This window comes from Citrobacter sp. CK191 (genome assembly GCF_030333435.1).
In the GTDB taxonomy this organism is placed as follows: domain Bacteria; phylum Pseudomonadota; class Gammaproteobacteria; order Enterobacterales; family Enterobacteriaceae; genus Citrobacter_B; species Citrobacter_B koseri.
Map to the genome: position 1 here is coordinate 522237 of NZ_JAOWFX010000034.1, position 21455 is coordinate 543691.

General features: G+C 55.8%; 18 protein-coding genes and 1 riboswitch. Of the genes, 6 read left to right on the top strand and 12 right to left on the bottom strand.

The features are described 5' to 3' along the window. Positions 1-65: 65 nt before the first annotated feature. The 3 genes from araD to araB form a co-directional block, all read right to left on the bottom strand. The gene (gene araD, locus OGV82_RS22170; protein ID WP_047458967.1) at positions 66-761 is read right to left on the bottom strand and encodes an L-ribulose-5-phosphate 4-epimerase; all 696 of its coding nucleotides are present in this window, start codon (positions 759-761) and stop codon (positions 66-68) included. A 98-nt stretch (positions 762-859) separates the two neighbouring features. Then, entirely contained in the window at positions 860-2362 is a 1503-nt protein-coding gene (araA, locus tag OGV82_RS22175) for an L-arabinose isomerase (RefSeq protein WP_047458964.1), read from the bottom strand. 28 nt (positions 2363-2390) lie between these two features. Next, positions 2391-4082 carry a ribulokinase gene (araB, locus tag OGV82_RS22180; protein ID WP_101744248.1) on the bottom strand — a complete coding sequence of 564 codons (1692 nt, stop codon included), beginning with the start codon at positions 4080-4082 and terminating at the stop codon, positions 2391-2393. A 340-nt stretch (positions 4083-4422) separates the two neighbouring features. Here araB and araC point away from each other — a divergent pair, with 340 nt between their 5' ends. Both araC and OGV82_RS22190 read left to right on the top strand, forming a co-directional pair. Then, positions 4423-5268, top strand: a complete 846-nt coding sequence (araC, locus tag OGV82_RS22185) for an arabinose operon transcriptional regulator AraC (RefSeq protein ID WP_012134104.1) — start codon at positions 4423-4425, stop codon at positions 5266-5268. 119 nt (positions 5269-5387) lie between these two features. Next, entirely contained in the window at positions 5388-6155 is a 768-nt protein-coding gene (locus OGV82_RS22190; protein WP_012134103.1) for a DedA family protein, read from the top strand. Positions 6156-6247: 92 nt separating this feature from the next. Here OGV82_RS22190 and thiQ read toward each other — a convergent pair whose 3' ends face one another. From thiQ to sgrR, 4 genes are all read right to left on the bottom strand, one after another. Beyond that, entirely contained in the window at positions 6248-6946 is a 699-nt protein-coding gene (gene thiQ, locus OGV82_RS22195; RefSeq protein WP_047458959.1) for a thiamine ABC transporter ATP-binding protein ThiQ, read from the bottom strand. Continuing rightward, a complete protein-coding gene (gene thiP / locus OGV82_RS22200) occupies positions 6930-8540 on the bottom strand; it encodes a thiamine/thiamine pyrophosphate ABC transporter permease ThiP (protein WP_047458956.1) in 1611 nt (536 codons plus the stop codon). Before thiP ends, thiQ begins: the two co-directional genes overlap by 17 nt. After that, on the bottom strand, positions 8516-9499 hold the full coding sequence (thiB, locus tag OGV82_RS22205) for a thiamine ABC transporter substrate binding subunit (protein ID WP_047458953.1): 984 nt from the start codon (positions 9497-9499) through the stop codon (positions 8516-8518). Before thiB ends, thiP begins: the two co-directional genes overlap by 25 nt. 31 nt (positions 9500-9530) lie before the next feature. Next, a riboswitch (TPP riboswitch) is annotated at positions 9531-9652 on the bottom strand. 33 nt (positions 9653-9685) lie between these two features. Further along, positions 9686-11341, bottom strand: coding sequence for an HTH-type transcriptional regulator SgrR (gene sgrR, locus OGV82_RS22210; RefSeq protein ID WP_047458950.1), 1656 nt, complete (start codon positions 11339-11341; stop codon positions 9686-9688). 93 nt (positions 11342-11434) lie between these two features. On the opposite strand from sgrR, the gene sgrT reads away from it, so the two are divergent. Both sgrT and OGV82_RS22220 read left to right on the top strand, forming a co-directional pair. Next, complete coding sequence (gene sgrT, locus OGV82_RS22215; protein ID WP_024130713.1) at positions 11435-11557, top strand: glucose uptake inhibitor SgrT; 123 nt, start codon at positions 11435-11437, stop codon at positions 11555-11557. A gap of 122 nt (positions 11558-11679) precedes the next feature. Beyond that, on the top strand, positions 11680-12858 hold the full coding sequence (locus OGV82_RS22220; protein WP_012134096.1) for a sugar efflux transporter: 1179 nt from the start codon (positions 11680-11682) through the stop codon (positions 12856-12858). 89 nt (positions 12859-12947) lie between these two features. Here OGV82_RS22220 and leuD read toward each other — a convergent pair whose 3' ends face one another. The 5 genes from leuD to leuL form a co-directional block, all read right to left on the bottom strand. Next, positions 12948-13553, bottom strand: a complete 606-nt coding sequence (gene leuD / locus OGV82_RS22225) for a 3-isopropylmalate dehydratase small subunit (protein ID WP_012134094.1) — start codon at positions 13551-13553, stop codon at positions 12948-12950. 10 nt (positions 13554-13563) lie between these two features. Then, complete coding sequence (gene leuC / locus OGV82_RS22230) at positions 13564-14964, bottom strand: 3-isopropylmalate dehydratase large subunit (RefSeq protein WP_012134093.1); 1401 nt, start codon at positions 14962-14964, stop codon at positions 13564-13566. 2 nt (positions 14965-14966) lie between these two features. Further along, a complete protein-coding gene (gene leuB / locus OGV82_RS22235) occupies positions 14967-16058 on the bottom strand; it encodes a 3-isopropylmalate dehydrogenase (RefSeq protein WP_012134092.1) in 1092 nt (363 codons plus the stop codon). Further along, entirely contained in the window at positions 16058-17629 is a 1572-nt protein-coding gene (gene leuA, locus OGV82_RS22240; RefSeq protein WP_012134091.1) for a 2-isopropylmalate synthase, read from the bottom strand. Before leuA ends, leuB begins: the two co-directional genes overlap by 1 nt. 90 nt (positions 17630-17719) lie before the next feature. Beyond that, a complete protein-coding gene (gene leuL / locus OGV82_RS22245; protein WP_047458945.1) occupies positions 17720-17806 on the bottom strand; it encodes a leu operon leader peptide in 87 nt (28 codons plus the stop codon). 659 nt (positions 17807-18465) lie between these two features. Between leuL and leuO the strand changes: the two genes are divergently transcribed. Together leuO and ilvI are read left to right on the top strand one after the other, a co-directional pair. After that, positions 18466-19410 carry a transcriptional regulator LeuO gene (leuO, locus tag OGV82_RS22250; protein WP_012134089.1) on the top strand — a complete coding sequence of 315 codons (945 nt, stop codon included), beginning with the start codon at positions 18466-18468 and terminating at the stop codon, positions 19408-19410. A 318-nt stretch (positions 19411-19728) separates the two neighbouring features. Further along, complete coding sequence (gene ilvI, locus OGV82_RS22255; RefSeq protein WP_047458942.1) at positions 19729-21453, top strand: acetolactate synthase 3 large subunit; 1725 nt, start codon at positions 19729-19731, stop codon at positions 21451-21453. The last annotated feature ends 2 nt before the right edge of the window (positions 21454-21455 follow it).

The window sequence follows — 21455 nt, forward strand, 5'->3', positions numbered from 1 at the left end:
ATAGCCTGGTTTGGAACGTTTTGCTGTGGTTTTATACAGGTGTGGTTGCGCCGTCGGGCTATCCATTACTGCCCGTAATAGGCCTTCGCCCCGTGTTTGCGCAGGTAGTGCTTATCCAGCAACGTTTGCTGCATATCCGGCAACTGTGGCGCAAGCTGGCGGCAAAAGATGCCCATACAGGCGACCTCCTCCAGCACAATGGCGTTATGCACCGCGTCTTCGGCGTTTTTGCCCCAGGTGAACGGACCGTGTGAATGCACCAGCACGCCGGGCATCTGCGCGGCATCGATACCCTGTTTTGCAAAGGTTTCAACGATGACGTTGCCCGTTTCCCATTCATATTCGCCGTTGATCTCCGCATCGGTCATTTTGCGTGTGCAGGGGATCGTGCCGTAAAAATAGTCCGCATGGGTCGTCCCCGTCGCCGGGATGGATTGCCCGGCCTGCGCCCAGATGGTCGCGTGGCGCGAATGGGTGTGGACGATGCTGCCAATCGACGGGAAAGACTGATACAACAGACGGTGGGTCGGCGTATCGGAGGAGGGCTTTTTCGTTCCTTCCACCACTTCACCCGTGGCAATGCTGACCACCACCATATCCTCTGCGCTCATCACGCTGTAGTCGACGCCGGAAGGTTTGATGATGAAGACGCCGCGCTCGCGATCGACGGCGCTGACGTTCCCCCAGGTGAGAGTCACCAGATTGTGTTTTGGCAGCGCCAGATTGGCTTCCAGTACCTGACGTTTGAGGTCTTCTAACATAGCTGTCTCCACGCCGGATGGCGCTGCGCTTATCCGGCCTACGAGGTTGGTGCGACCTGTAGGCCGGATAAGGCATTTACGCCGCTATCCGGCAACTGTTAACGTTTGAAACCGTAATAAACTTCGTTCCAGCGCAGCGCGTCTTTAAAGGCGGGCAGACGGGTATCGTTATCGATGACGGTGATTTCGATATCGTGCATCTCTGCGAACTGGCGCATATCGTTCAGATCCAGCGCATGGCTGAAGACGGTGTGATGCGCGCCACCGGCGAGAATCCACGCTTCGGATGCGGTGGTCAGATCCGGCTGGGCTTTCCACAGCGCGTTGGCGACCGGCAGCTTCGGCAGGTCATGCGGCGTTTTTACGGTGTCGATGCAGTTGACCAGCAGACGATAGCGATCACCGAGGTCGATCAGGCTGGCGACGATCGCCGGGCCGGTTTGGGTGTTGAAGATCAGACGGGCGGGCGCGTCTTTACCCCCGATGCCGAGGTGCTGCACGTCGAGGATCGGTTTTTCTTCCACCGCGATAGACGGGCATACTTCCAGCATGTGCGAGCCGAGCACCAGATCGTTGCCCTTCTCAAAGTGGTAGGTGTAATCCTCCATAAATGAGGTGCCGCCCGGCAAACCGCCAGACATCACTTTCATGATGCGAAGCAGCGCGGCGGTTTTCCAGTCACCTTCGCCAGCGAAACCGTAGCCCTGTTGCATCAGGCGCTGTACGGCCAGTCCTGGGAGCTGCTTCAGGCCGTGCAAATCTTCAAACGTCGTGGTGAACGCGTGGAAGCCGCCCTGTTCCAGAAAGCGCTTCATGCCCAGTTCAATACGCGCGGCTTCCAGCACGTTCTGCCGCTTGTCGCCGTGAATTTGCGTCGCGGGCGTCAGGGTATAGCGGCTTTCGTATTCATCCACCAGCGCGTTAATGTCGCCGTCGCTAACCGCATTCACGACCTGCACCAGGTCGCCCACCGCCCAGGTATTCACCGAGAAGCCGAACTTGATCTGCGCCGCCACTTTATCGCCGTCGGTCACGGCCACTTCACGCATGTTGTCGCCAAAGCGGCACACTTTCAGGTGGCGGGTGTCCTGCCTGGAGACCGCCTGGCGCATCCATGAGCCGATACGCGCGTGCGCGTGTTTATCCTGCCAGTGACCGGTCACTACCGCGTGCTGCTGACGCATACGCGCGCCGATAAAACCAAACTCGCGTCCGCCGTGCGCGGTCTGATTCAGGTTCATAAAGTCCATGTCGATGCTGTCCCACGGCAGGGCGGCATTGAACTGGGTGTGGAACTGCAACAGCGGCTTGTTGAGAATACTCAGCCCGTTAATCCACATTTTCGCGGGCGAGAAGGTGTGCAGCCAGACCACCAGGCCCGCACAGCGATCGTCATAACTGGCGTCACGACAAATCGCGGTGATCTCGTCAGGCGACGTCCCCAGCGGCTTCAGCACCAGTTTGCAGGGCAGTTTTGCTTCGGTATTCAGCGCCTTTACCACATGTTCGGCATGCTGAGTAACCTGGCGCAGCGTTTCAGAGCCATACAAATGCTGGCTGCCAATCACAAACCACACTTCATAGTTGTCAAAAATCGTCATTGTCGTGTCCTTAATGGGTCAGGGTTGCCTAGCTGACCGGGGTTTTTGGCGCCGGGGCGGCAGTCGGAAGATAGTGTTGTTCAGCGCTGACCGCCCACTGCCGGTAGCGCTGATAAAGCTGTTCGAAGCGTTGAGCCTGTTCCGGGCGCGGTTGCAGGGTGTTCTCTACGGCGCTGGCCATTTTTTGTTGTGCGGCAGGGATATCGACATGCGCTTTTGCGGCGACGGCGGCAAAAATGGCGGCGCCTAACGCGCAGCACTGGTCTGAGGCGACAATCTGTAGCGGGCGGTTGAGCACGTCGCAGCAGGCCTGCATGATCACCTGATTCTTACGGGCGATGCCGCCCAGCGCCATCACGTTGTTGACGGCAATGCCCTGTTCGGTAAAGCATTCCTGAATGGCGCGTGCGCCGAAGGCGGTGGCGGCGATCAGCCCGCCAAACAGCGCTGGCGCATCGGTGGCGAGATTCAGATCGCTAATCACCCCTTTCAGACGCTGGTTAGCGTTCGGCGTGCGGCGACCGTTAAACCAGTCGAGTACCACGGGCAGATGATCCAGCGATGGATTCTTCGCCCACGCCTCGGTCAGCGCCGGGAGTAGCTGCTTTTGGCTGATGGCGATTTGGTCTTTCAGTTCAGGATGCTGCGCCGCAAGCTGCTCCAGCGGCCAGCCGAGAATGCGGCCAAACCAGGCATAGATATCGCCGAACGCCGATTGTCCCGCTTCCAGGCCAATAAAATCAGGCACGACGCTGCCGTCTACCTGGCCGCAAATGCCTTTCACCGCACGGTCGCCGACGCTCTGCTTGTCGGCAATCAGAATGTCGCAGGTCGATGTGCCGATCACTTTCACCAGCGCATTCGGCTGCGCGCCCGCGCCAACCGCGCCCATATGGCAGTCAAACGCGCCGCCAGAAATGACCACGCTTTCCGGCAGGCCGAGGCGTTGCGCCCACTCCGCGCACAGCGTGCCAACCGGCAGATCGGCAGTGAAGGTGTCGGTAAACAGCGGCCAGGCGAGGTGGCGGTTGATGATGGGATCGAGGTCATCGAAGAAACTGGCGGGCGGCAAACCGCCCCAGCTCTCATGCCACAGCGATTTATGTCCGGCGCTACAGCGACCACGGCGAATATCCTGCGGGCGCGTGGTGCCGGAGAGCAGGGCAGGCACCCAGTCGCACAGCTCAATCCAGGAGGCGGCAGCCTGCGCGACGGCGCTGTCCTGACGCGTAACGTGCAGAATTTTCGCCCAGAACCATTCGCTGGAGTAAATGCCGCCGATGTAGCGGGAATAATCGGTTTTGCCCGGCGTATGGCACAGGCGGGTGATGGCTTCCGCTTCTTCGACCGAGGTGTGATCTTTCCACAGGACGAACATCGCATTCGGGTTTTCGGCGAACTCAGGACGCAGCGCCAGTACGTGGCCGTCGACATCAATGGGGGCAGGGGTGGAGCCGGTGCTGTCGACGCCGATGCCGACCACCTCGCCACGCTGTGACGCGCTCAGGGTCGCGAGGACGTTTTTCAACGCGGCTTCCATTGACTCTATGTAGTCGCGTGGATGATGGCGGAACTGGTTGTTCGGGGCGTCGCAATAGCGCCCTTCCTGCCAGCGGGGATACCACTCTACGCAGGTGGCGATCTCTTCCCCGGTGGCGCAATCCACCGCCAGAGCACGAACTGAATCACTGCCAAAATCGAGGCCAATTGCAATCGCCATCGTCTTACTCCAATCGAAAAAAACAGGTATGGAGAAACAGTAGATAGCGGGGATAAAAACCGTCAGGCAGGATCCGCTAATCTTATGGATTAAAATGCTATGGCATTGCAAAGTGTGACGCCGTGCAAATATTCAATGTGGACATTTCTGCCGTAGTTATAGACACTTTTGTTACCCGTTTTTATCGCCTTCGCAATCGGCCTTTGTTACAAATCTCTTTTCGCAAGCGGGGTTGATGGTCCGTAACCGCAATGACGGCGGGGCGCAGAGGGGAAGGTGAAGATGTCTCACTCAATATGGACAATTGGTTTCTTCTCAGAACGCCGGGAGTATTGAATTTATGGCTGAAACGCAAAATGATCCCCTGCTGCCGGGTTATTCGTTTAATGCGCATCTGGTTGCCGGGCTGACGCCCATTGAGGCGAACGGCTATCTGGATTTTTTTATCGACCGCCCGCTGGGGATGAAGGGATATATCCTTAATCTTACGATTCGCGGGGAAGGGGTGATCAATAACCACGGCAAACAGTTTGTCTGCCGTCCGGGGGATATTTTGCTTTTTCCGCCTGGCGAGGTACACCACTACGGTCGCCATCCCAATGCGAGCGAATGGTATCACCAGTGGGTGTACTTCCGACCGCGCGCCTACTGGCAGGAGTGGCTCACCTGGCCGACGATTTTTGCGCAGACCGGTTTTTTCCGCCCTGACGAAGCGCACCAGCCGCGCTTTAATGAGCTTTTTGGTCAAATCATCAATGCCGGGCAGGGGGAAGGGCGCTACTCTGAACTGCTGGCGATTAACCTGCTGGAGCAGCTTCTGCTGCGACGTATGGAGGCGATCAATGAATCGTTGCATCCGCCGATGGACAGCCGGGTGCGCGACGCCTGTCAGTACATCAGCGATCATCTGGCGGACAGCCAGTTTGATATTGCCAGCGTGGCGCAGCACGTCTGCCTGTCGCCGTCCCGCCTGTCGCACCTGTTCCGCCAACAGTTAGGCATTAGCGTACTGAGCTGGCGCGAGGATCAGCGCATCAGCCAGGCGAAGCTGCTGCTCAGCACGACGCGGATGCCGATAGCCACCGTCGGGCGCAATGTCGGGTTTGACGATCAGCTTTATTTCTCTCGCGTCTTTAAAAAATGTACCGGGGCCAGCCCGAGCGAGTTCCGCGCTGGTTGTGAATAAAAAGTGAATGATGTGTCTGCAAAGATGTCATAACGCGTAATCTATTCAGACAATTGGCGACTTGACGAAGCGGGTGAGGGTTAGCAGAATCGCTGCTTCGTAAATCTGACGGACACATTATGCAAGCATTGCTGGAACACTTTATTCTCCAATCCGCTCTGTACTCGCTAATTGCGGTGGCGCTGGTGGCCTTTCTGGAGTCGCTGGCGTTGGTCGGTCTGATTCTGCCCGGTACGGTGATGATGGCGGGGCTGGGGGCGCTTATCGGCAGCGGTGAGCTGAATTTCTGGCATGCGTGGCTGGCGGGCATTATCGGTTGCCTGCTGGGGGACTGGATCTCCTTCTGGTTGGGCTGGCGCTTCAAAAAGCCGCTGCACCGCTGGTCTTTTATGAAAAAGAACAAAGCGCTGCTGGACAAAACCGAACACGCGCTGCATCAACACAGCATGTTCACCATTCTGGTCGGGCGTTTTGTCGGCCCGACGCGGCCGCTGGTGCCGATGGTGGCGGGGATGCTGGATCTGCCCGTCGCGAAATTTATCGTGCCGAATATTATTGGCTGCGTGCTGTGGCCGCCGTTCTATTTCTTGCCGGGGATTCTGGCGGGCGCTGCGATCGACATTCCGGCCGATATGCAGAGCGGCTATTTCAAATGGCTGTTGTTGGCAACGGCGCTGCTGCTGTGGCTGGCGGCCTGGCTGTGCTGGCGGTTATGGCGTAGCGGTAAGGCCGCCGCCGATCGCTTAACGCCGTTTTTACCGCGAGGCCGCCTGTTATGGCTGGCGCCGGTGATGCTCGGCGCGGGCATTGTCGCGCTGGTGATGCTGCTTCGTCATCCGCTGATGCCGGTGTATATCGATATTCTGCGTAAAGTCGTGGGTTACTGAGGAATCTTTTGCCGGATGGCGCTGACGCTTATCCGGCCTACAACGGATGCCTGTCCGTAGGCCCGGTAAGCGTAGCGCCGCCGGGCATCCTATTACGCTTTAATGCCCAGTAATGCCGAAGCGCTGGTATTGCCGCTTAATAACTCATCCGTTTTGCCCTGCCATGCGATACGCCCGTCGGCCACGACAATCGAGCGTGACGCAATGCGCGCGGCATCCTCCACGCTATGTGACACCATCAGCAGGGTTAATTGCTGGTCGCGGCAGACGTCGCTGACCAGCGTCAGCATCTCCTGACGCAGGGCGGGATCGAGAGCGGAAAACGGCTCGTCGAGCAGCAATACCGGCTGCTCGCGCACCAGGCAGCGCGCAAGCGCCACGCGTTGACGTTGCCCGCCGGAAAGCTCGCCCGGCAGGCGCTCCAGCAGATTTTCGATCCCCATCTGGCGTGCAATATGATGCAGCTTCTCCCGCTGAGCCGCGTTCAGCTTTAGCCCAGGGTTTAACCCCAGCCCGATGTTCTGCTGCACGTTCAGGTGGCTGAACAGATTATTTTCCTGAAACAGCATGGAAACGGGACGGCGGGAGGGCGGTGTCGTGGTGTGATCCTGACCTTCAATCATTATTGTGCCGCTGGCCGGTGTCAGAAACCCGGCGATTAAATTCAGCAACGTACTTTTCCCGGCGCCGCTTGGCCCGAGAACCGCCACCTGTTCACCGCGCGCCACCGACAGTGTGAAGCGCATGGGCAAATGGTGATAAAGCCAGGTGATATCAGTCAGTTTTAACATTTCGCCCCGGTAATTTTTCGATAACGGTAAACAGCATAAAGCAGAGCATCAGCAGTAATAATGCGGTAACTGCGCCATCCTGGCTGCGATAGGAGCCAATTTGCTGATACAGATAAAACGGCAGCGTGCGGAAATCGTCGTTGCCAAACAGCGCCACCACGCCAAAATCACCGATGGAGAGCACGCAGGCAAAGGCCAGCGCCTGCGCCAGAGGGCGTTTCAGGGCGCGCAGTTCCACCACCTTCAGTCGCGACCATCCCTCAATGCCCAATGACTGACACAGCATACTGTAGCGTGCGGTCACGTCGCGCATGGGGTTTTCCAGCACTTTTAGCGCATAGGGAATCGCCATTAGCGCGTTGGTGAAAATCACAATACCGTCAGCCGACTCCGGTAGTCCAATGCTGTTGTTGAGCAGTAAAAAGAAGCCGGTCGCCAGCACGATGCCGGGCATGGCAAGGATCAACATCCCGCTCAGTTCCAGCGCCTGACCTGCCAGCACCTGCTGGCGGGCGCGCAGTTCGCGGCTGCTCCATAAAAGCATCATCGTCAGGATGACGCACAGCACTCCCGCCGCCAGCGCAATGCGCAGAGAGGTCCACAGCGCCTGCCACAAAATGGGTTGCGCCAGCACGTCCAACAGGCTGCGATTGACGCCATCAATAATAACCGCCAGCAGCGGCGGGAGAAGCAACAGGAGCGCCAGGGCGATCAGCAGGCTGTCCGTCAGGCGGCTGTGGAGCCGATCGTCAGGGTCGCGCCAGCCTTGCACCAGCGTGACGCCGGGGGCAATGGCTTTACTCAGCCGCTGGCTCAGCAGCACCAGCGCCAGACAACATATCATCTGGATCAGCGCCAGCATGGCCGCACGGGCAGGATCGTAGTCGTAGCTCAGCGCCTGATAGATGGCCAGCTCGATAGTGGTAGCCTGCGGGCCGCCGCCAAGTGACAACACGGTGGCGAAACTGGCGAAACAGAGCATAAAAATCAGCGCCGCCACCGGCGGGATTTGACGACGCAGCCACGGCCATTCAACAAAGCGGAAGAAGTGCCAGCCGCGCATGCCTAGCTGTGCGGCGAGCTGTCGCTGTTCGCCGGGAATGTTTTCCAGCGCCTGAAGCAGCAGGCGGCTTGCCATCGGCAGGTTAAAAAAGACGTGCGCCAGTAAAATCCCCTGCAAGCCGTAGGGCGAGAAATGCCACTCCAGCCCCAGCGTATGCCACAGCGAGGCCAGCCAGCCCTGACGACCGTAGACGCTGAGGATACCGAAAACGGCGACCAGCACCGGTAAAATCAGCGTCATGGCGCACAGGCGCAATAACGCCAGACGTCCGGGAAAACGGCGACGATAGAGCGCTCTGGCGAGGAAAATCGCCGGGATGACGGAGAGCAGCGCCGACAGGAACGCCTGCCAGAACGAGAAACGCACGACGTGCCACAGGTAGCTGTCCTGCCACAGCGACGACCATTCACCCTGCGGCGCGTTAAGCCATAGCGCCAGAAATGCCGCCAGAGCTACTGCCACCATCAGCGCGGCGGCAGAAAGCCCGGGTATCAGCCAGCCGGGAATTAGCGGCTGACGGCGCGTTGCCATTCGCTAATCCATGCCTGACGCTGGGATGCCACTTCCGCAGGCGTAAATTCCAGCGTGGTGGATGGCTTCGTCAGTTGTTCAAATCCTGCGGGCAGGGCGACGTCAGCGACCGGATACATCCAGTTGCCGGTGGGAATGGCGTTCTGGAATGCCGGTGAAACCATAAACTTGAGGAATTTTTCTGCCAGTTCCGGCTGTTTGCTGGCGGCAGTGCGCGCAGCCACTTCCACTTGCAGGTAATGACCTTCGCTGAAGCTGGCGGCGGCGTAGTTATCTTTCTTCTCTTCGATGATGTGATACGCCGGAGAGGTGGTGTAGCTCAGCACCAGATCGCTTTCGCCTTTCAGGAACAGGCCGTAGGATTCGCTCCAGCCTTTGGTGACGGTGACCGTTTTGGCCGCCAGTTTTTGCCAGGCTTCCGGTGCGTTATCGCCGTAGACTTTCTGCATCCACAGCAGCAGACCCAGCCCTGGTGTACTGGTGCGCGGGTCCTGATAAATCACGCGCCATTTCCGATCGCTCTCTACCAGTTCTTTCAGGCTTTTCGGCGGATTTTTCAGTTTGTTTTTGTCATAGATGAAGGCGAAGTAGCCATAATCAAACGGCACGAATGTGTCGTTATGCCAGCCGCCTGGCACGTTAACCGCATCAGGCGCAATGCCGCTTTTCGCGAACAGGCGGGTTTGCGTGGCGGCTTCCAGCAGGTTGTTGTCCAGGCCAAGCACCACATCGGCTTTGCTGTTTTTCCCTTCCATTCGCAGGCGGTTGAGCAGCGAAACGCCATCTTCCAGCGCCACCAGCTTCAGTTCGCAATCACAGTCAGCTTCAAAGGCTTTTTTGATTGTCGGGCCAGGCCCCCAGTCGGCCGCGAAGGAGTCATAGGTATAGACGGTCAGAACAGGTTTGGCGAAGGCAGGCGCTGCGCACAGGAGTAGCAAGGGAAGACATTTTTTTAACACTTTGCACCTCATAAAGTGGGTGGCAAAGGACTTGAGAAGCAGTCTCAAATCCCTTCGCCGGCGTTATCCGGATCAGGTTCGACGGGTATTTTCTCAGCCCATACACTTCACGAATGGTTTTGCGTATGTTTATCAGCACCCCGTTGAGGACGGCGTTAGTGTAGTGATTTTGTTGCTAAGCGGCAATCATGGGTCGGGTGGCGCAAACCATGCCGATTTAAAGTCAAACCAGCCGAGGGTGTTCATACGTAGCCCGCGCATACTGCGCTGCCCCTGGATGATCAGCCAGTGGTGGATCAGCGGGACGATCGCTTTACTGGCGAGCAATTGCTGGCACCACACAGCCAGGTTCATCTCGCCGTTTCGCCACTGCGCGGCGTCGCCCTCCCAGTCCAGCGGGATGCAATGCTGCAACAGCGGGACTTCGCACAGGTGCGCAAACAGGGAAAAATCGAGCGGTAGCGTAAAGTTGGCGCTGTTGAGCCAGATGTCGCTTGTGACCTCCCCCGCATGCCATTGATCGTAGTCGATCTCATGGATATCCAGATGGACCTGATGTTCAGCCAGCAGCTGGCTCATGATCTGCGCGATCACCCGATGTTCAATGTGGTCGTGGTAGTAGGTCAGCGTGATTGTCTCCAGCCCGGCGGGTTTTTCGCCGTGTCCCGGGCGGGCATGGTGCCAGCGGGGCAGTAATCCGTAAGCCGGGAACCAGTGGCGCTGGTATTGCTCGTCGGCATAGAAGAGCAAATTGCTGGGGGAGAGCACGCGGCTTATCCACTCTCTGACTTCCTGATTCGCGCCGCGATTCGTCCGGGCGTCGAACAGCATATAGTAGCAGCCCTCTTCCAGCCGGCTTTCGATGGCTTTTTCATCTTCGGTCGGCCCTTTTAACGTCAGACCGCCGTTCGGCTCGTCACCAATGTCCGGCAATACCCAGACGTTCACTTCATCAATCAGCGCCCGATAGCCGAAGAAATCATCAAAGGCGTGGATTTTTAGCTGGTTGCGCGTATTACGCATCACCGCGTAAGGGCCGGTGCCGATCGGATGGCTGGAGAAATTATTCAGCGTTTCCCACTCCCGCGGCAGGATCATCGCCGGAACCTGACCCAGCAGCCACGGCAGCCAGCGATCCGGCTGCGACAGGTGAATATCCAGCGTCCAGGCGGTGGGGGAGACTATCTCGGTAATGTGCGAGTAGAGCGGCAGGGCGTTGATGCGCGTCAGTGAGGTTATGACATCCTCTATCTCCAGCTCGCGTCCGTGATGGAAGTGAATCCCCGGACGAAGAAAAAAACGCCACTGCAAAGGGGAAATCTGTTGCCAGTGGTGGGCAATATCGGCTTCCAGTTCCCCATTTTCCTCATTTACGCGCGTCAGTGCGCTGAAAATTTGCCGGGCGATATGGGTTTCTGAACGACGCAATGCGGTGCCAGGCAGCAGGTTGTGCATTGGACGATAGTAGAGCACGCGCAGAATATGCCGCCCCTGGCGAAAGCTGCGCCCCAGGTGGGACACCAGCATTTGCCGCACGGCGGTTTTGTCGCCCACCAGTTGTACCAGCTGGTCGATGCGATCTTGCTCCAGCAGGTCTTCCGCCCGCTGCTGCTGTAGCGCCAGCCCGGTATAGAGGAAGGTCAGACGGGAGCGTTTCCCGCGTCCGACCTCCGCCTCCCACGTCAACCAGCCACGTTCCTGCATGGTATTCAGCAGCGTACGCATATGGCGGCGGGAGCAGCTCAGCAGGTCCGCCAGCTCGTTGAGCGTGGTGTCTTGCGTTTTGCCGTCGCAGCATTGCCACAGACGGATGAACTGTTGTTGCAGACGACCTGAAGACATAAAAGGGGAACTCCTGCGCAAAACTCAGCAATTTTACTATCCCCATATTAGGTCAATAATGGATTCTGATGAAGCAATATGGAGAGGTCTTCGATGCGTCAGTTTTATTTGAAGTACTTTACCGCGACAGAAGGGTTGTCCTGGTTGGCTTGTCCGAGCGCGCCGCAGCGCTTAAAGATGCTTGAAGAACTGATGCAGTGGGAGGTGACTGCCTGACCTCGGATTTCCGAATTGCAGACATCATGTGTGACTGAGTATTGGTGTTTATCGCCGCGCCAGCAGATAATTCCTGCTGGCTTTTTTCGTTTCGGCTGCGTTTAGCCATAAAAAGGGAAAGTATGCTCTGGTTAATGACGATGGGACGGCGCCTCAACGGTGTTTATGCCGCTTTTATGCTGGTTGCCTTTATGATGGGCGTGGCGGGAGCGTTGCAGGCACCGACGCTGAGCCTGTTTTTGAGTCGTGAAGTCGGTGCGCAGCCGTTCTGGGTCGGCCTTTTTTACACGGTCAACGCGATTGCCGGGATTCTGGTCAGCCTTGCATTAGCAAAACGCTCGGACAGTAAAGGCGATCGCCGTAAGCTGATTATGTTCTGCTGCCTGATGGCGATTGGCAACGCGCTACTGTTCGCCTTCAATCGCCATTATCTCACCCTGATCACCTGCGGCGTGTTATTCGCGTCGCTGGCCAATACCGCCATGCCGCAGCTATTTGCGTTGGCGCGGGAATATGCCGATAACTCCGCGCGTGAAGTGGTGATGTTCAGCTCGGTAATGCGTGCGCAGCTTTCACTGGCATGGGTGATTGGCCCGCCGCTGGCTTTTATGCTGGCGCTGAACTATGGCTTCACGGCGATGTTTTCCATTGCCGCCGGCATATTCGCCATCAGCCTGGCGTTGATTGCTTTTATTCTGCCCTCGGTGGCGCGCGTTGAGCAGCCTGCCGATGTTCCGGTCACGGAAGCGGGCGGCTGGCAGGATAAAAACGTCCGTATGCTGTTTATCGCCTCCACGCTGATGTGGACCTGCAACACCATGTACATCATTGATATGCCGCTATGGATAAGCCTTGAGCTGGGTTTACCGGATAAACTGGCTGGAATATTGATGGGGACTGCGGCAGGTCTGGAGATCCCGGCGATGATTCTGGCTGGCTACTCGGTGAAGCGCTTCGGTAAGCGGCGGATGATGGTTATCGCCGTGGCTGCGGGGGTACTGTTTTATCTCGGCCTGATTTTCTTTCACAGCCAGACGGCGTTGCTTATCCTGCAACTGTTTAACGCGGTGTTTATCGGCATTGTGGCGGGGATTGGTATGCTGTGGTTTCAGGATTTAATGCCTGGCCGCGCCGGTTCAGCCACCACGCTGTTTACCAACAGTATCTCCACGGGAGTGATTCTGGCCGGGGTGATTCAGGGCGCGGTCGCGCAAAGCTACGGGCATTTCGCTGTTTACTGGGTGATAGCGGCGATTTCGCTGGTGGCGCTGGTGATGACCGGGCGGGTGAAGGATGTGTAAAAAATGCCGGATGACGGCTTCGCCTTATCCGGCCTACACAGAGTGGCAGGCCGGATAAACGAAGTGCTATCCGGCAGGTATGCTGAGAATCAGCGCATAAACGACGGTTGTTTCTCTTCGTATGCCGCAATTGCGCTTTCGTGTTGCAACGTCAGGCCGATGCTGTCCAGACCGTTCAACATGCAGTGGCGGCGGAAGTCGTCGATTTTAAAGCTGTAGGTCTTATCGCCCGCTTTTACTACCTGCGCTTCCAGATCCACTTCAAATTTAATCCCCGGATTGGCTTTCACCAGGGCGAACAGTTCATCGACCTCTTCATCGCTCAGTTTTACCGGCAGCAGCTGGTTGTTAAAGCTGTTGCCATAGAAGATATCCGCGAAGCTCGGCGCGATGACCACTTTAAAGCCGTAATCAGTCAGCGCCCACGGCGCGTGCTCGCGCGATGAACCGCAGCCGAAGTTTTCCCGCGCCAGCAGAATCGACGCGCCTTTATATTCCGGGAAGTTCAGCACGAACTCCGGGTTCGGCTGCTGACCCTTTTCATCCAGAAAACGCCAGTCATTGAACAGATGCGCGCCAAAACCGGTGCGGGTGACTTTCTGTAAAAACTGTTTCGGTATAATCGCGTCGGTATCGACGTTAGCAGCATCCAGCGGGACGACCAGGCCGGTGTGTTGGGTAAATTTCTCTGCCATGGTGTGCTCCTTATTTGATGCTGCGAATATCGGCGAAATGACCGGTGACGGCGGCAGCGGCAGCCATCGCCGGGCTAACCAGATGCGTGCGTCCGCCGCGCCCCTGACGACCTTCAAAGTTACGGTTGCTGGTGGAGGCGCAGCGCTCGCCCGGATTCAGACGGTCGTTGTTCATCGCCAGGCACATGGAACAGCCTGGTAAACGCCATTCAAAACCGGCTTCGATAAAGATCTTATCCAGACCTTCCGCCTCTGCCTGCGCTTTTACCGGGCCGGAGCCGGGAACCACCAGAGCCTGAACGCCCGGTGCAACTTTACGCCCTTTGGCGATTTCCGCCGCCGCGCGTAAATCTTCAATACGCGAGTTGGTGCAGGAACCGATAAACACTTTGTCGATCGCCACGTCGGTTAACGGAATGCCCGGTTTCAGCCCCATATAGGCCAGCGCTTTTTCGGCGCTTGCGCGCTCGACAGGATCGGCAAACGAGGCTGGATCGGGGATGTTGTCGTTGACGGAGATAACCTGACCCGGGTTGGTTCCCCAGGTAACCTGCGGCGCAATGTCTTCCGCTTGCAGGGTCACGACGGTATCGAACGTTGCGCCGTCGTCGGTTTTCAGGGTTTTCCAGTATGCGACGGCATCGTCAAAATCGCTGCCTTTCGGGGCGTGCAGACGCCCTTTTACGTAGTTGAAGGTGGTGTCATCCGGCGCGACCAGACCGGCTTTGGCGCCCATCTCGATCGCCATGTTGCACAGGGTCATACGACCTTCCATGCTCAGATTGCGAATGGCTTCGCCGCAGAACTCGACCACATGGCCCGTACCGCCCGCGCTGCCGGTTTTACCGATAATCGCCAGCACGATATCTTTCGCCGTAATACCCGGCGCAGCCGTGCCTTTCACCTCAATCTTCATGGTTTTTGCGCGGCCCTGTTTCAGGGTCTGCGTCGCCAGAACGTGTTCAACTTCGGAGGTGCCGATGCCAAACGCCAGCGCGCCGAATGCGCCGTGCGTGGCGGTATGGGAATCGCCGCAAACAATGGTCATCCCCGGTAAGGTCACGCCCTGTTCCGGCCCCATTACGTGGACGATCCCCTGATACGGGTGGTTCAGGTCATACAGCTCCACGCCGAACGCTTTGCAGTTTTTGATCAACTCCTGCATCTGAATCCGCGCCATCTCGCCAGAGGCGTTGATGTCTTTGGTTTGCGTAGAGACGTTATGATCCATCGTCGCGAAGGTTTTACCCGGCTGGCGAACCGGGCGACCGTGGGCGCGCAGGCCGTCAAACGCCTGCGGGGAGGTCACTTCATGCACCAGATGCCTGTCGATGTACAGCAGCGGGGTTTCGTTCTGCGCCTCATAGACCACATGCGCATCGAACAATTTTTCATACAACGTTTTAGCCATGATTACACCCCTTCGGCGACATAACGGGCAATGATGTCGCCCATCTCATCGGTACTGACAGCGGCAGCGCCACGGGCTAAATCACCGGTGCGAATACCTTCTTCTAATGCGCGGTTAATGGCGCTTTCAATGGCCGTTGCCGCATCGTCGGCATCCAGGCTGTAACGCAGCAGTAACGCCAGCGACAGGATCTGCGCGATCGGGTTGGCGATGTTTTTCCCGGCGATATCCGGCGCAGAACCGCCCGCCGGTTCATACAGGCCGAAACCCTGTTCGTTCAGGCTGGCAGAAGGCAACATCCCCATTGAGCCGGTGATCATCGCGCATTCGTCAGACAGAATGTCGCCAAACAGGTTGGAGCACAGCAGCACGTCAAACTGAGAGGGATCTTTAATCAACTGCATCGTGGCATTGTCGATGTACATGTGCGCCAGTTCGACATCCGGGTACGCTTTGGCGACCTCATTGACGATCTCGCGCCACAAAATGGACGTTTGCAGGACGTTGGCTTTGTCGATTGACGTAACCTTACGGCGACGTTTACGCGCCGATTCGAAGGCGATGCGCGCAATACGTTCGATTTCAAAACGGTGATACACCTCGGTATCGAAGGCTTTTTCATGTTGCCCGCTGCCTTCGCGGCCTTTCGGCTGACCAAAATAGATCCCGCCGGTTAATTCACGCACGCACAGGATGTCGAAACCGTTGGCCGCGATGTCGGCGCGCAGCGGGCAGAAGGCTTCCAGCCCCTGGTACAGCTTTGCCGGACGCAGGTTGCTGAACAATTTGAAGTGTTTACGCAGCGGCAGCAGTGCGCCGCGTTCCGGTTGGCTGTCCGGCGGCAGATTTTCCCATTTCGGGCCGCCGACGGAGCCAAACAGAATGGCATCCGCCTGTTCACAGCCTTCAACGGTCGCTTTCGGCAGCGGTTGACCGTGGTTGTCGATAGCGGCGCCGCCGACATCGTAATGGCTGGTGGTAATGCGCATGGCAAAACGACTGCGAACGGCTTCCAGGACTTTCAGGGCTTGCGCCATCACTTCCGGGCCAATACCGTCACCCGGCAAAACAGCAATATGGTAATTCTTCGACATCACACGGTTTCCTTATTGTTCTCTTTATTCTGAGCTTTGCGTTGCAATTCTTTTTCGACTTCGGCGGCGCGCCAGATGTTGTTCAGGACATGCACCATCGCTTTCGCGGAGGATTCGACGATATCGGTCGCCAGACCGACCCCGTGGAAACGACGGCCGTTATAGTTGGCGACGATATCCACCTGGCCCAGCGCATCTTTGCCGTGGCCTTTCGCCGACAGGCTGTATTTCACCAGTTCAATGTTGTAATCGGTGATGCGGTTGATGGCCTGGTAAATGGCATCGACCGGGCCGTTGCCGTTCGCGGCTTCCGCTTTGATGTCGTCGCCGCAGGCCAGTTTGACGGAGGCCGTGGCGATATCGTTAGAGCCGGACTGCACGCTGAAATAGTCCAGACGGAAATGCTCTGGCTCTTCCTGTTGTTTATTGATGAAGGCCAGCGCCTCCAGGTCGTAATCGAATACCTGACCTTTTTTATCCGCCAGCTTCAGGAAAGCGTCGTACAGGTTATCCAGATTGTATTCACTCTCTTTATAGCCCATCTCGTCCATACGGTGTTTTACGGCAGCACGCCCGGAGCGAGAGGTCAGGTTCAACTGGATCTGGTTCAGGCCGATAGACTCTGGCGTCATGATTTCGTAGTTTTCACGGTTTTTCAGCACGCCGTCCTGGTGAATGCCGGAGGAGTGGGCGAACGCGCCGCTGCCGACAATAGCTTTGTTCGCCGGGATCGGCATGTTGCAGATCTGACTGACCAACTGGCTGGTGCGCCAGATCTCCTGGTGATTGATGCGGGTATGCACATTCAGAATGTCCTGGCGTACCTTGATCGCCATGATGACTTCTTCCAGCGAGCAGTTACCGGCACGTTCGCCGATACCGTTCATGGCACCTTCAACCTGACGCGCGCCCGCGTGGACGGCCGCCAGCGCGTTGCCGACGCCCAGACCTAAATCATCATGGGTATGTACGGAGATGATGGCCTTGTCGATATTCGGTACGCGCTCATACAGCCCGGAAATAATACCGCCGAACTCGAAGGGCATGGTGTAGCCCACGGTATCGGGAATGTTGATTGTTTTCGCGCCCGCATTGATCGCCGCTTCCACGACGCGAGCGAGATCGTCAATCGGGGTACGACCTGCGTCTTCGCATGAGAACTCCACGTCATCAGTGTAATTACGCGCACGCTTAACCATATAGATAGCACGCTCAATCACTTCATCCAGCGTGCTGCGCAGCTTGGTGGCGATATGCATCGGCGAGGTGGCGATAAAGGTATGGATGCGGAAAGCGTCCGCGACCTTCAGTGATTCTGCCGCGACGTCGATATCTTTTTCCACGCAGCGGGCTAACGCGCAAACGCGGCTGTTTTTGACCTGGCGGGCGATAGTCTGTACCGACTCAAAATCGCCAGGTGAAGAGACGGGAAAACCCACTTCCATCACATCGACGCCCATACGTTCAAGGGCCAGGGCAATTTGCAGCTTTTCTTTCACACTCAGGCTAGCCTGTAACGCCTGTTCACCGTCGCGTAAAGTGGTATCGAAAATAATGACTTGCTGGCTCATGGTTTAGGTCCTTGTCTCTTTAGGGCGCCTTGCTTCGAGCATAAAAAAACCCGCGCAACGGCGCGGGTTTTTAATCTTACTGATGCTGACTTAATGCTGAATGTCGCTCACCAGTCTACCGCGCAACGAAGATGCGTTTAGTAGTAGTAGACCGTTAAAGCGAGCGATACGAATCATTAAATCAACTCCAGATGAATGCGATATGCTTTTAGTGGTACTGGATACGCTGCGCGATGTCAACCCTGTTGCAGATAAACCCTCCCATGCAGAGGGGATCTTGCGTTCTGTACTTTAGCTAATTGTGCTGAACTTTCAGGCGAATGCAAAATAAATCGACAGGAGGTGCGTACATACTTTTCACTGTTTGACATATTTGAGCATGTTTATTTGCAACTACAGCAAGCTGAAAGGGGGGTAAAGGTATTGCAAAGGTCGTACTTATCTTTTTGATTTTATTTATTTTTATATCTTTCGTGAATAAATTAATGAATCCGTTGCACACATTATTGATAAATTATTGTTAAGAGTAAAAGCACAACTAATATAAACAATTAATTAAAACTTAATTTATTATTCACCAAAAGCATGATTGTGTATTCGCCACGCTTATGTTTATATTGCTTTTGTAATTTAAACATTATGAATCATCGTGCTGTGGCCTCTGCCGTATTGTACTGGCATGGGCTTTCGCCTTTTCCTGAACGATGCCTTTATGTTTTCCTAATTTTTATGTTTTCTCTTTTTCTTATTTTATATGCATGATAAATCATATTTCCTGAGATTATTTCTGCATTTCGTCAAGAAAAAGGGAGTTTAGTGTGACAGTGGAGTTAACTATGCCAGAGATAGAAATAGATAAACCGCATCCGATAGAAATGGTTAAGCCTCAGCTTCGTATGGTTGATCTGAATTTACTGACCGTCTTTGACGCCGTGATGCAAGAGCAGAATATCACGCGGGCTGCCCACTCCCTGGGGATGTCGCAGCCTGCCGTCAGTAATGCGGTGGCGCGTCTGAAAGTCATGTTTAATGACGAGTTGTTTGTCCGGTACGGACGCGGTATCCAGCCAACGGCGCGCGCTTATCAGCTATTTGGCTCCGTTCGCCAGGCGTTACAGTTGGTGCAAAATGAGTTGCCCGGTTCAGGTTTTGAACCCGCCAGCAGCGAGCGTGTATTCCATCTTTGCGTGTGCAGCCCGCTGGATAATATTCTGACGTCGCTTATTTATAATCGCGTTGAAAAGATTGCGCCGAATATTCATGTCGTTTTTAAATCATCGTTAAATCAAAATACGGAACATCAGCTGCGTTATCAGGAAACGGAATTTGTTATTGGGTATGAAGAGTTCCGCCGTCCTGAGTTTACCAGCGTATCGTTATTTAAAGATGAAATGGTGCTGGTCGCCAGCAGAAAACATCCGCGTATCAGCGGTCCGTTGCTGGAGAGCGATGTTTATAATGAACAACATGCGGTCGTTTCACTCGATCGTTATGCCTCATTTAGCCAGCCGTGGTATGACACGCCAGACAGACAAAGCTGCATCGCTTATCAGGGAATGGCATTGATCAGCGTGCTTAATGTTGTCTCTCAAACGCAACTGGTGGCAGTTGCGCCGCGTTGGTTAGCCGATGAATTTGCCGAGTCATTAGCGTTACAGATATTACCGTTGCCTTTAAAACTGAATAGCCGGACCTGTTATCTTTCCTGGCATGATGCCGCGGGTCGGGATAAGGGTCATCAATGGATGGAAGAGTTATTGGTTTCTGTCTGTCAAAAGTGAATACGGGCGGAATAAATCAGAGTGAAATATCTGGTTTATTCTGCTTTTTCGTCTGTGTGTGAAATTTTATACTGAATTGTGCATCCAGGCGCTTTACGCATATCGCAAAAAATGGCGATATTGCTGTAAGTCCCCATTTTTAAGCGATTATTTATCATTACATCTGCTTATCCTGGTGTAATTCGCCGTTTCTTCTGCGCTTTCATCTCATTTATTCTTATTTATCTTCGAACGACGACATCAGCCTGAATTGCCTGCGTCATGGCGAGCAGTTAATGTGTTAGCAAAAGGTAAATCATCATAATAGTGGAGCAAGCCATGGAGATGTTGTCTGGAGCCGAGATGGTCGTCCGATCGCTCATCGATCAGGGCGTGAAGCAGGTATTCGGTTATCCCGGGGGCGCGGTCCTCGATATTTATGATGCGCTGCACACGGTCGGTGGTATCGATCATGTGCTTGTCCGTCATGAACAAGCGGCTGTGCATATGGCGGATGGCCTGGCGCGGGCAACAGGTGAAGTCGGGGTCGTTCTGGTCACTTCCGGGCCAGGCGCCACGAATGCGATCACCGGTATTGCCACGGCCTATATGGACTCCATTCCTCTGGTCATCCTTTCCGGGCAGGTGGCGACGTCGTTGATTGGCTATGACGCCTTTCAGGAATGCGACATGGTGGGGATATCACGTCCGGTGGTGAAACACAGCTTCCTCGTTAAACAGACGGAAGACATCCCGCAGGTGCTGAAAAAAGCGTTCTGGCTGGCGGCAAGCGGGCGTCCTGGACCCGTGGTCGTGGACCTCCCGAAAGATATTCTGAATCCGGCGAAAAAGTTGCCTTACGTCTGGCCGGAGTCGGTCAGTATGCGCTCTTATAACCCGACCACGACAGGGCATAAAGGGCAGATTAAGCGCGCGCTGCAAACGCTGGCGGCGGCAAAGAAACCGGTGGTCTACGTCGGCGGCGGTGCAGTGAATGCGGGTTGTCATGAACAACTGCGGCAAACCATTGAAGCGCTCAACCTGCCGGTCGTCTCGTCGCTGATGGGGCTGGGCGCATTCCCGGCCACGCATCGTCAGTCGTTAGGGATGCTGGGGATGCACGGCACCTATGAAGCCAACATGACCATGCATCATTCCGATGTGATTTTTGCCGTCGGGGTGCGTTTTGACGATCGCACGACCAATAATCTGGCGAAATACTGCCCGAATGCGACCGTGCTGCATATTGATATCGATCCGACGTCTATCTCTAAAACCGTGACGGCGGATATTCCCATTGTGGGCGATGCGCGCCTGGTTCTGGAGCAAATGCTGGAATTACTGCCGCAGGAAGTCGCGCAGCAGCCGCTGGATGATATTCGCGACTGGTGGCAACACATTGAACGCTGGCGCGCTCGTCAGTGCCTGAAATATGACACCCAAAGCGAGAGCATTAAACCGCAGGCGGTGATCGAAGCTATCTGGCGTCTGACGAAAGGCGATGCGTATGTCACTTCTGATGTCGGCCAGCACCAGATGTTCGCCGCGCTCTACTACCCCTTTGATAAGCCGCGTCGCTGGATTAACTCCGGCGGTCTCGGCACGATGGGCTTTGGCCTGCCAGCGGCTCTGGGCGTGAAGATGGCGCTGCCGGATGAAACGGTAGTGTGCGTCACGGGAGATGGCAGCATTCAGATGAACATCCAGGAGCTGTCGACGGCGCTGCAATATGAACTGCCGGTGCTGGTGCTCAACCTTAACAACCGCTATCTCGGCATGGTCAAACAATGGCAGGACATGATCTACTCCGGGCGCCACTCCCAGTCTTACATGCAGTCGCTGCCGGATTTTGTACGCCTTGCCGAGGCTTATGGGCATATCGGTATCCAGATTAATCATTCAGATGAACTGGAGAGCAAGCTGGGCGAAGCGCTGGAACATGTGCGTAACCATCGTCTGGTGTTTGTCGATGTCACTGTCGATGGCAGTGAGCATGTCTACCCGATGCAGATTCGTGGGGGCGGGATGGATGAAATGTGGTTAAGCAAAACGGAGAGGACCTGATT

What these genes read in the sequence shown, in the direction of transcription:
- araD (WP_047458967.1), bottom strand. Translation starts at nt 761, where the DNA reads ATGTTAGAAGACCTCAAACGTCAGGTACTGGAAGCCAATCTGGCGCTG.
- araA (WP_047458964.1), bottom strand. Translation starts at nt 2,362, where the DNA reads ATGACGATTTTTGACAACTATGAAGTGTGGTTTGTGATTGGCAGCCAG.
- araB (WP_101744248.1), bottom strand. Translation starts at nt 4,082, where the DNA reads ATGGCGATTGCAATTGGCCTCGATTTTGGCAGTGATTCAGTTCGTGCT.
- araC (WP_012134104.1), top strand. Translation starts at nt 4,423, where the DNA reads ATGGCTGAAACGCAAAATGATCCCCTGCTGCCGGGTTATTCGTTTAAT.
- OGV82_RS22190 (WP_012134103.1), top strand. Translation starts at nt 5,388, where the DNA reads ATGCAAGCATTGCTGGAACACTTTATTCTCCAATCCGCTCTGTACTCG.
- thiQ (WP_047458959.1), bottom strand. Translation starts at nt 6,946, where the DNA reads ATGTTAAAACTGACTGATATCACCTGGCTTTATCACCATTTGCCCATG.
- thiP (WP_047458956.1), bottom strand. Translation starts at nt 8,540, where the DNA reads ATGGCAACGCGCCGTCAGCCGCTAATTCCCGGCTGGCTGATACCCGGG.
- sgrR (WP_047458950.1), bottom strand. Translation starts at nt 11,341, where the DNA reads ATGTCTTCAGGTCGTCTGCAACAACAGTTCATCCGTCTGTGGCAATGC.
- sgrT (WP_024130713.1), top strand. Translation starts at nt 11,435, where the DNA reads ATGCGTCAGTTTTATTTGAAGTACTTTACCGCGACAGAAGGGTTGTCC.
- OGV82_RS22220 (WP_012134096.1), top strand. Translation starts at nt 11,680, where the DNA reads ATGCTCTGGTTAATGACGATGGGACGGCGCCTCAACGGTGTTTATGCC.
- leuD (WP_012134094.1), bottom strand. Translation starts at nt 13,553, where the DNA reads ATGGCAGAGAAATTTACCCAACACACCGGCCTGGTCGTCCCGCTGGAT.
- leuC (WP_012134093.1), bottom strand. Translation starts at nt 14,964, where the DNA reads ATGGCTAAAACGTTGTATGAAAAATTGTTCGATGCGCATGTGGTCTAT.
- leuB (WP_012134092.1), bottom strand. Translation starts at nt 16,058, where the DNA reads ATGTCGAAGAATTACCATATTGCTGTTTTGCCGGGTGACGGTATTGGC.
- leuA (WP_012134091.1), bottom strand. Translation starts at nt 17,629, where the DNA reads ATGAGCCAGCAAGTCATTATTTTCGATACCACTTTACGCGACGGTGAA.
- leuL (WP_047458945.1), bottom strand. Translation starts at nt 17,806, where the DNA reads ATGATTCGTATCGCTCGCTTTAACGGTCTACTACTACTAAACGCATCT.
- leuO (WP_012134089.1), top strand. Translation starts at nt 18,466, where the DNA reads ATGCCAGAGATAGAAATAGATAAACCGCATCCGATAGAAATGGTTAAG.
- ilvI (WP_047458942.1), top strand. Translation starts at nt 19,729, where the DNA reads ATGGAGATGTTGTCTGGAGCCGAGATGGTCGTCCGATCGCTCATCGAT.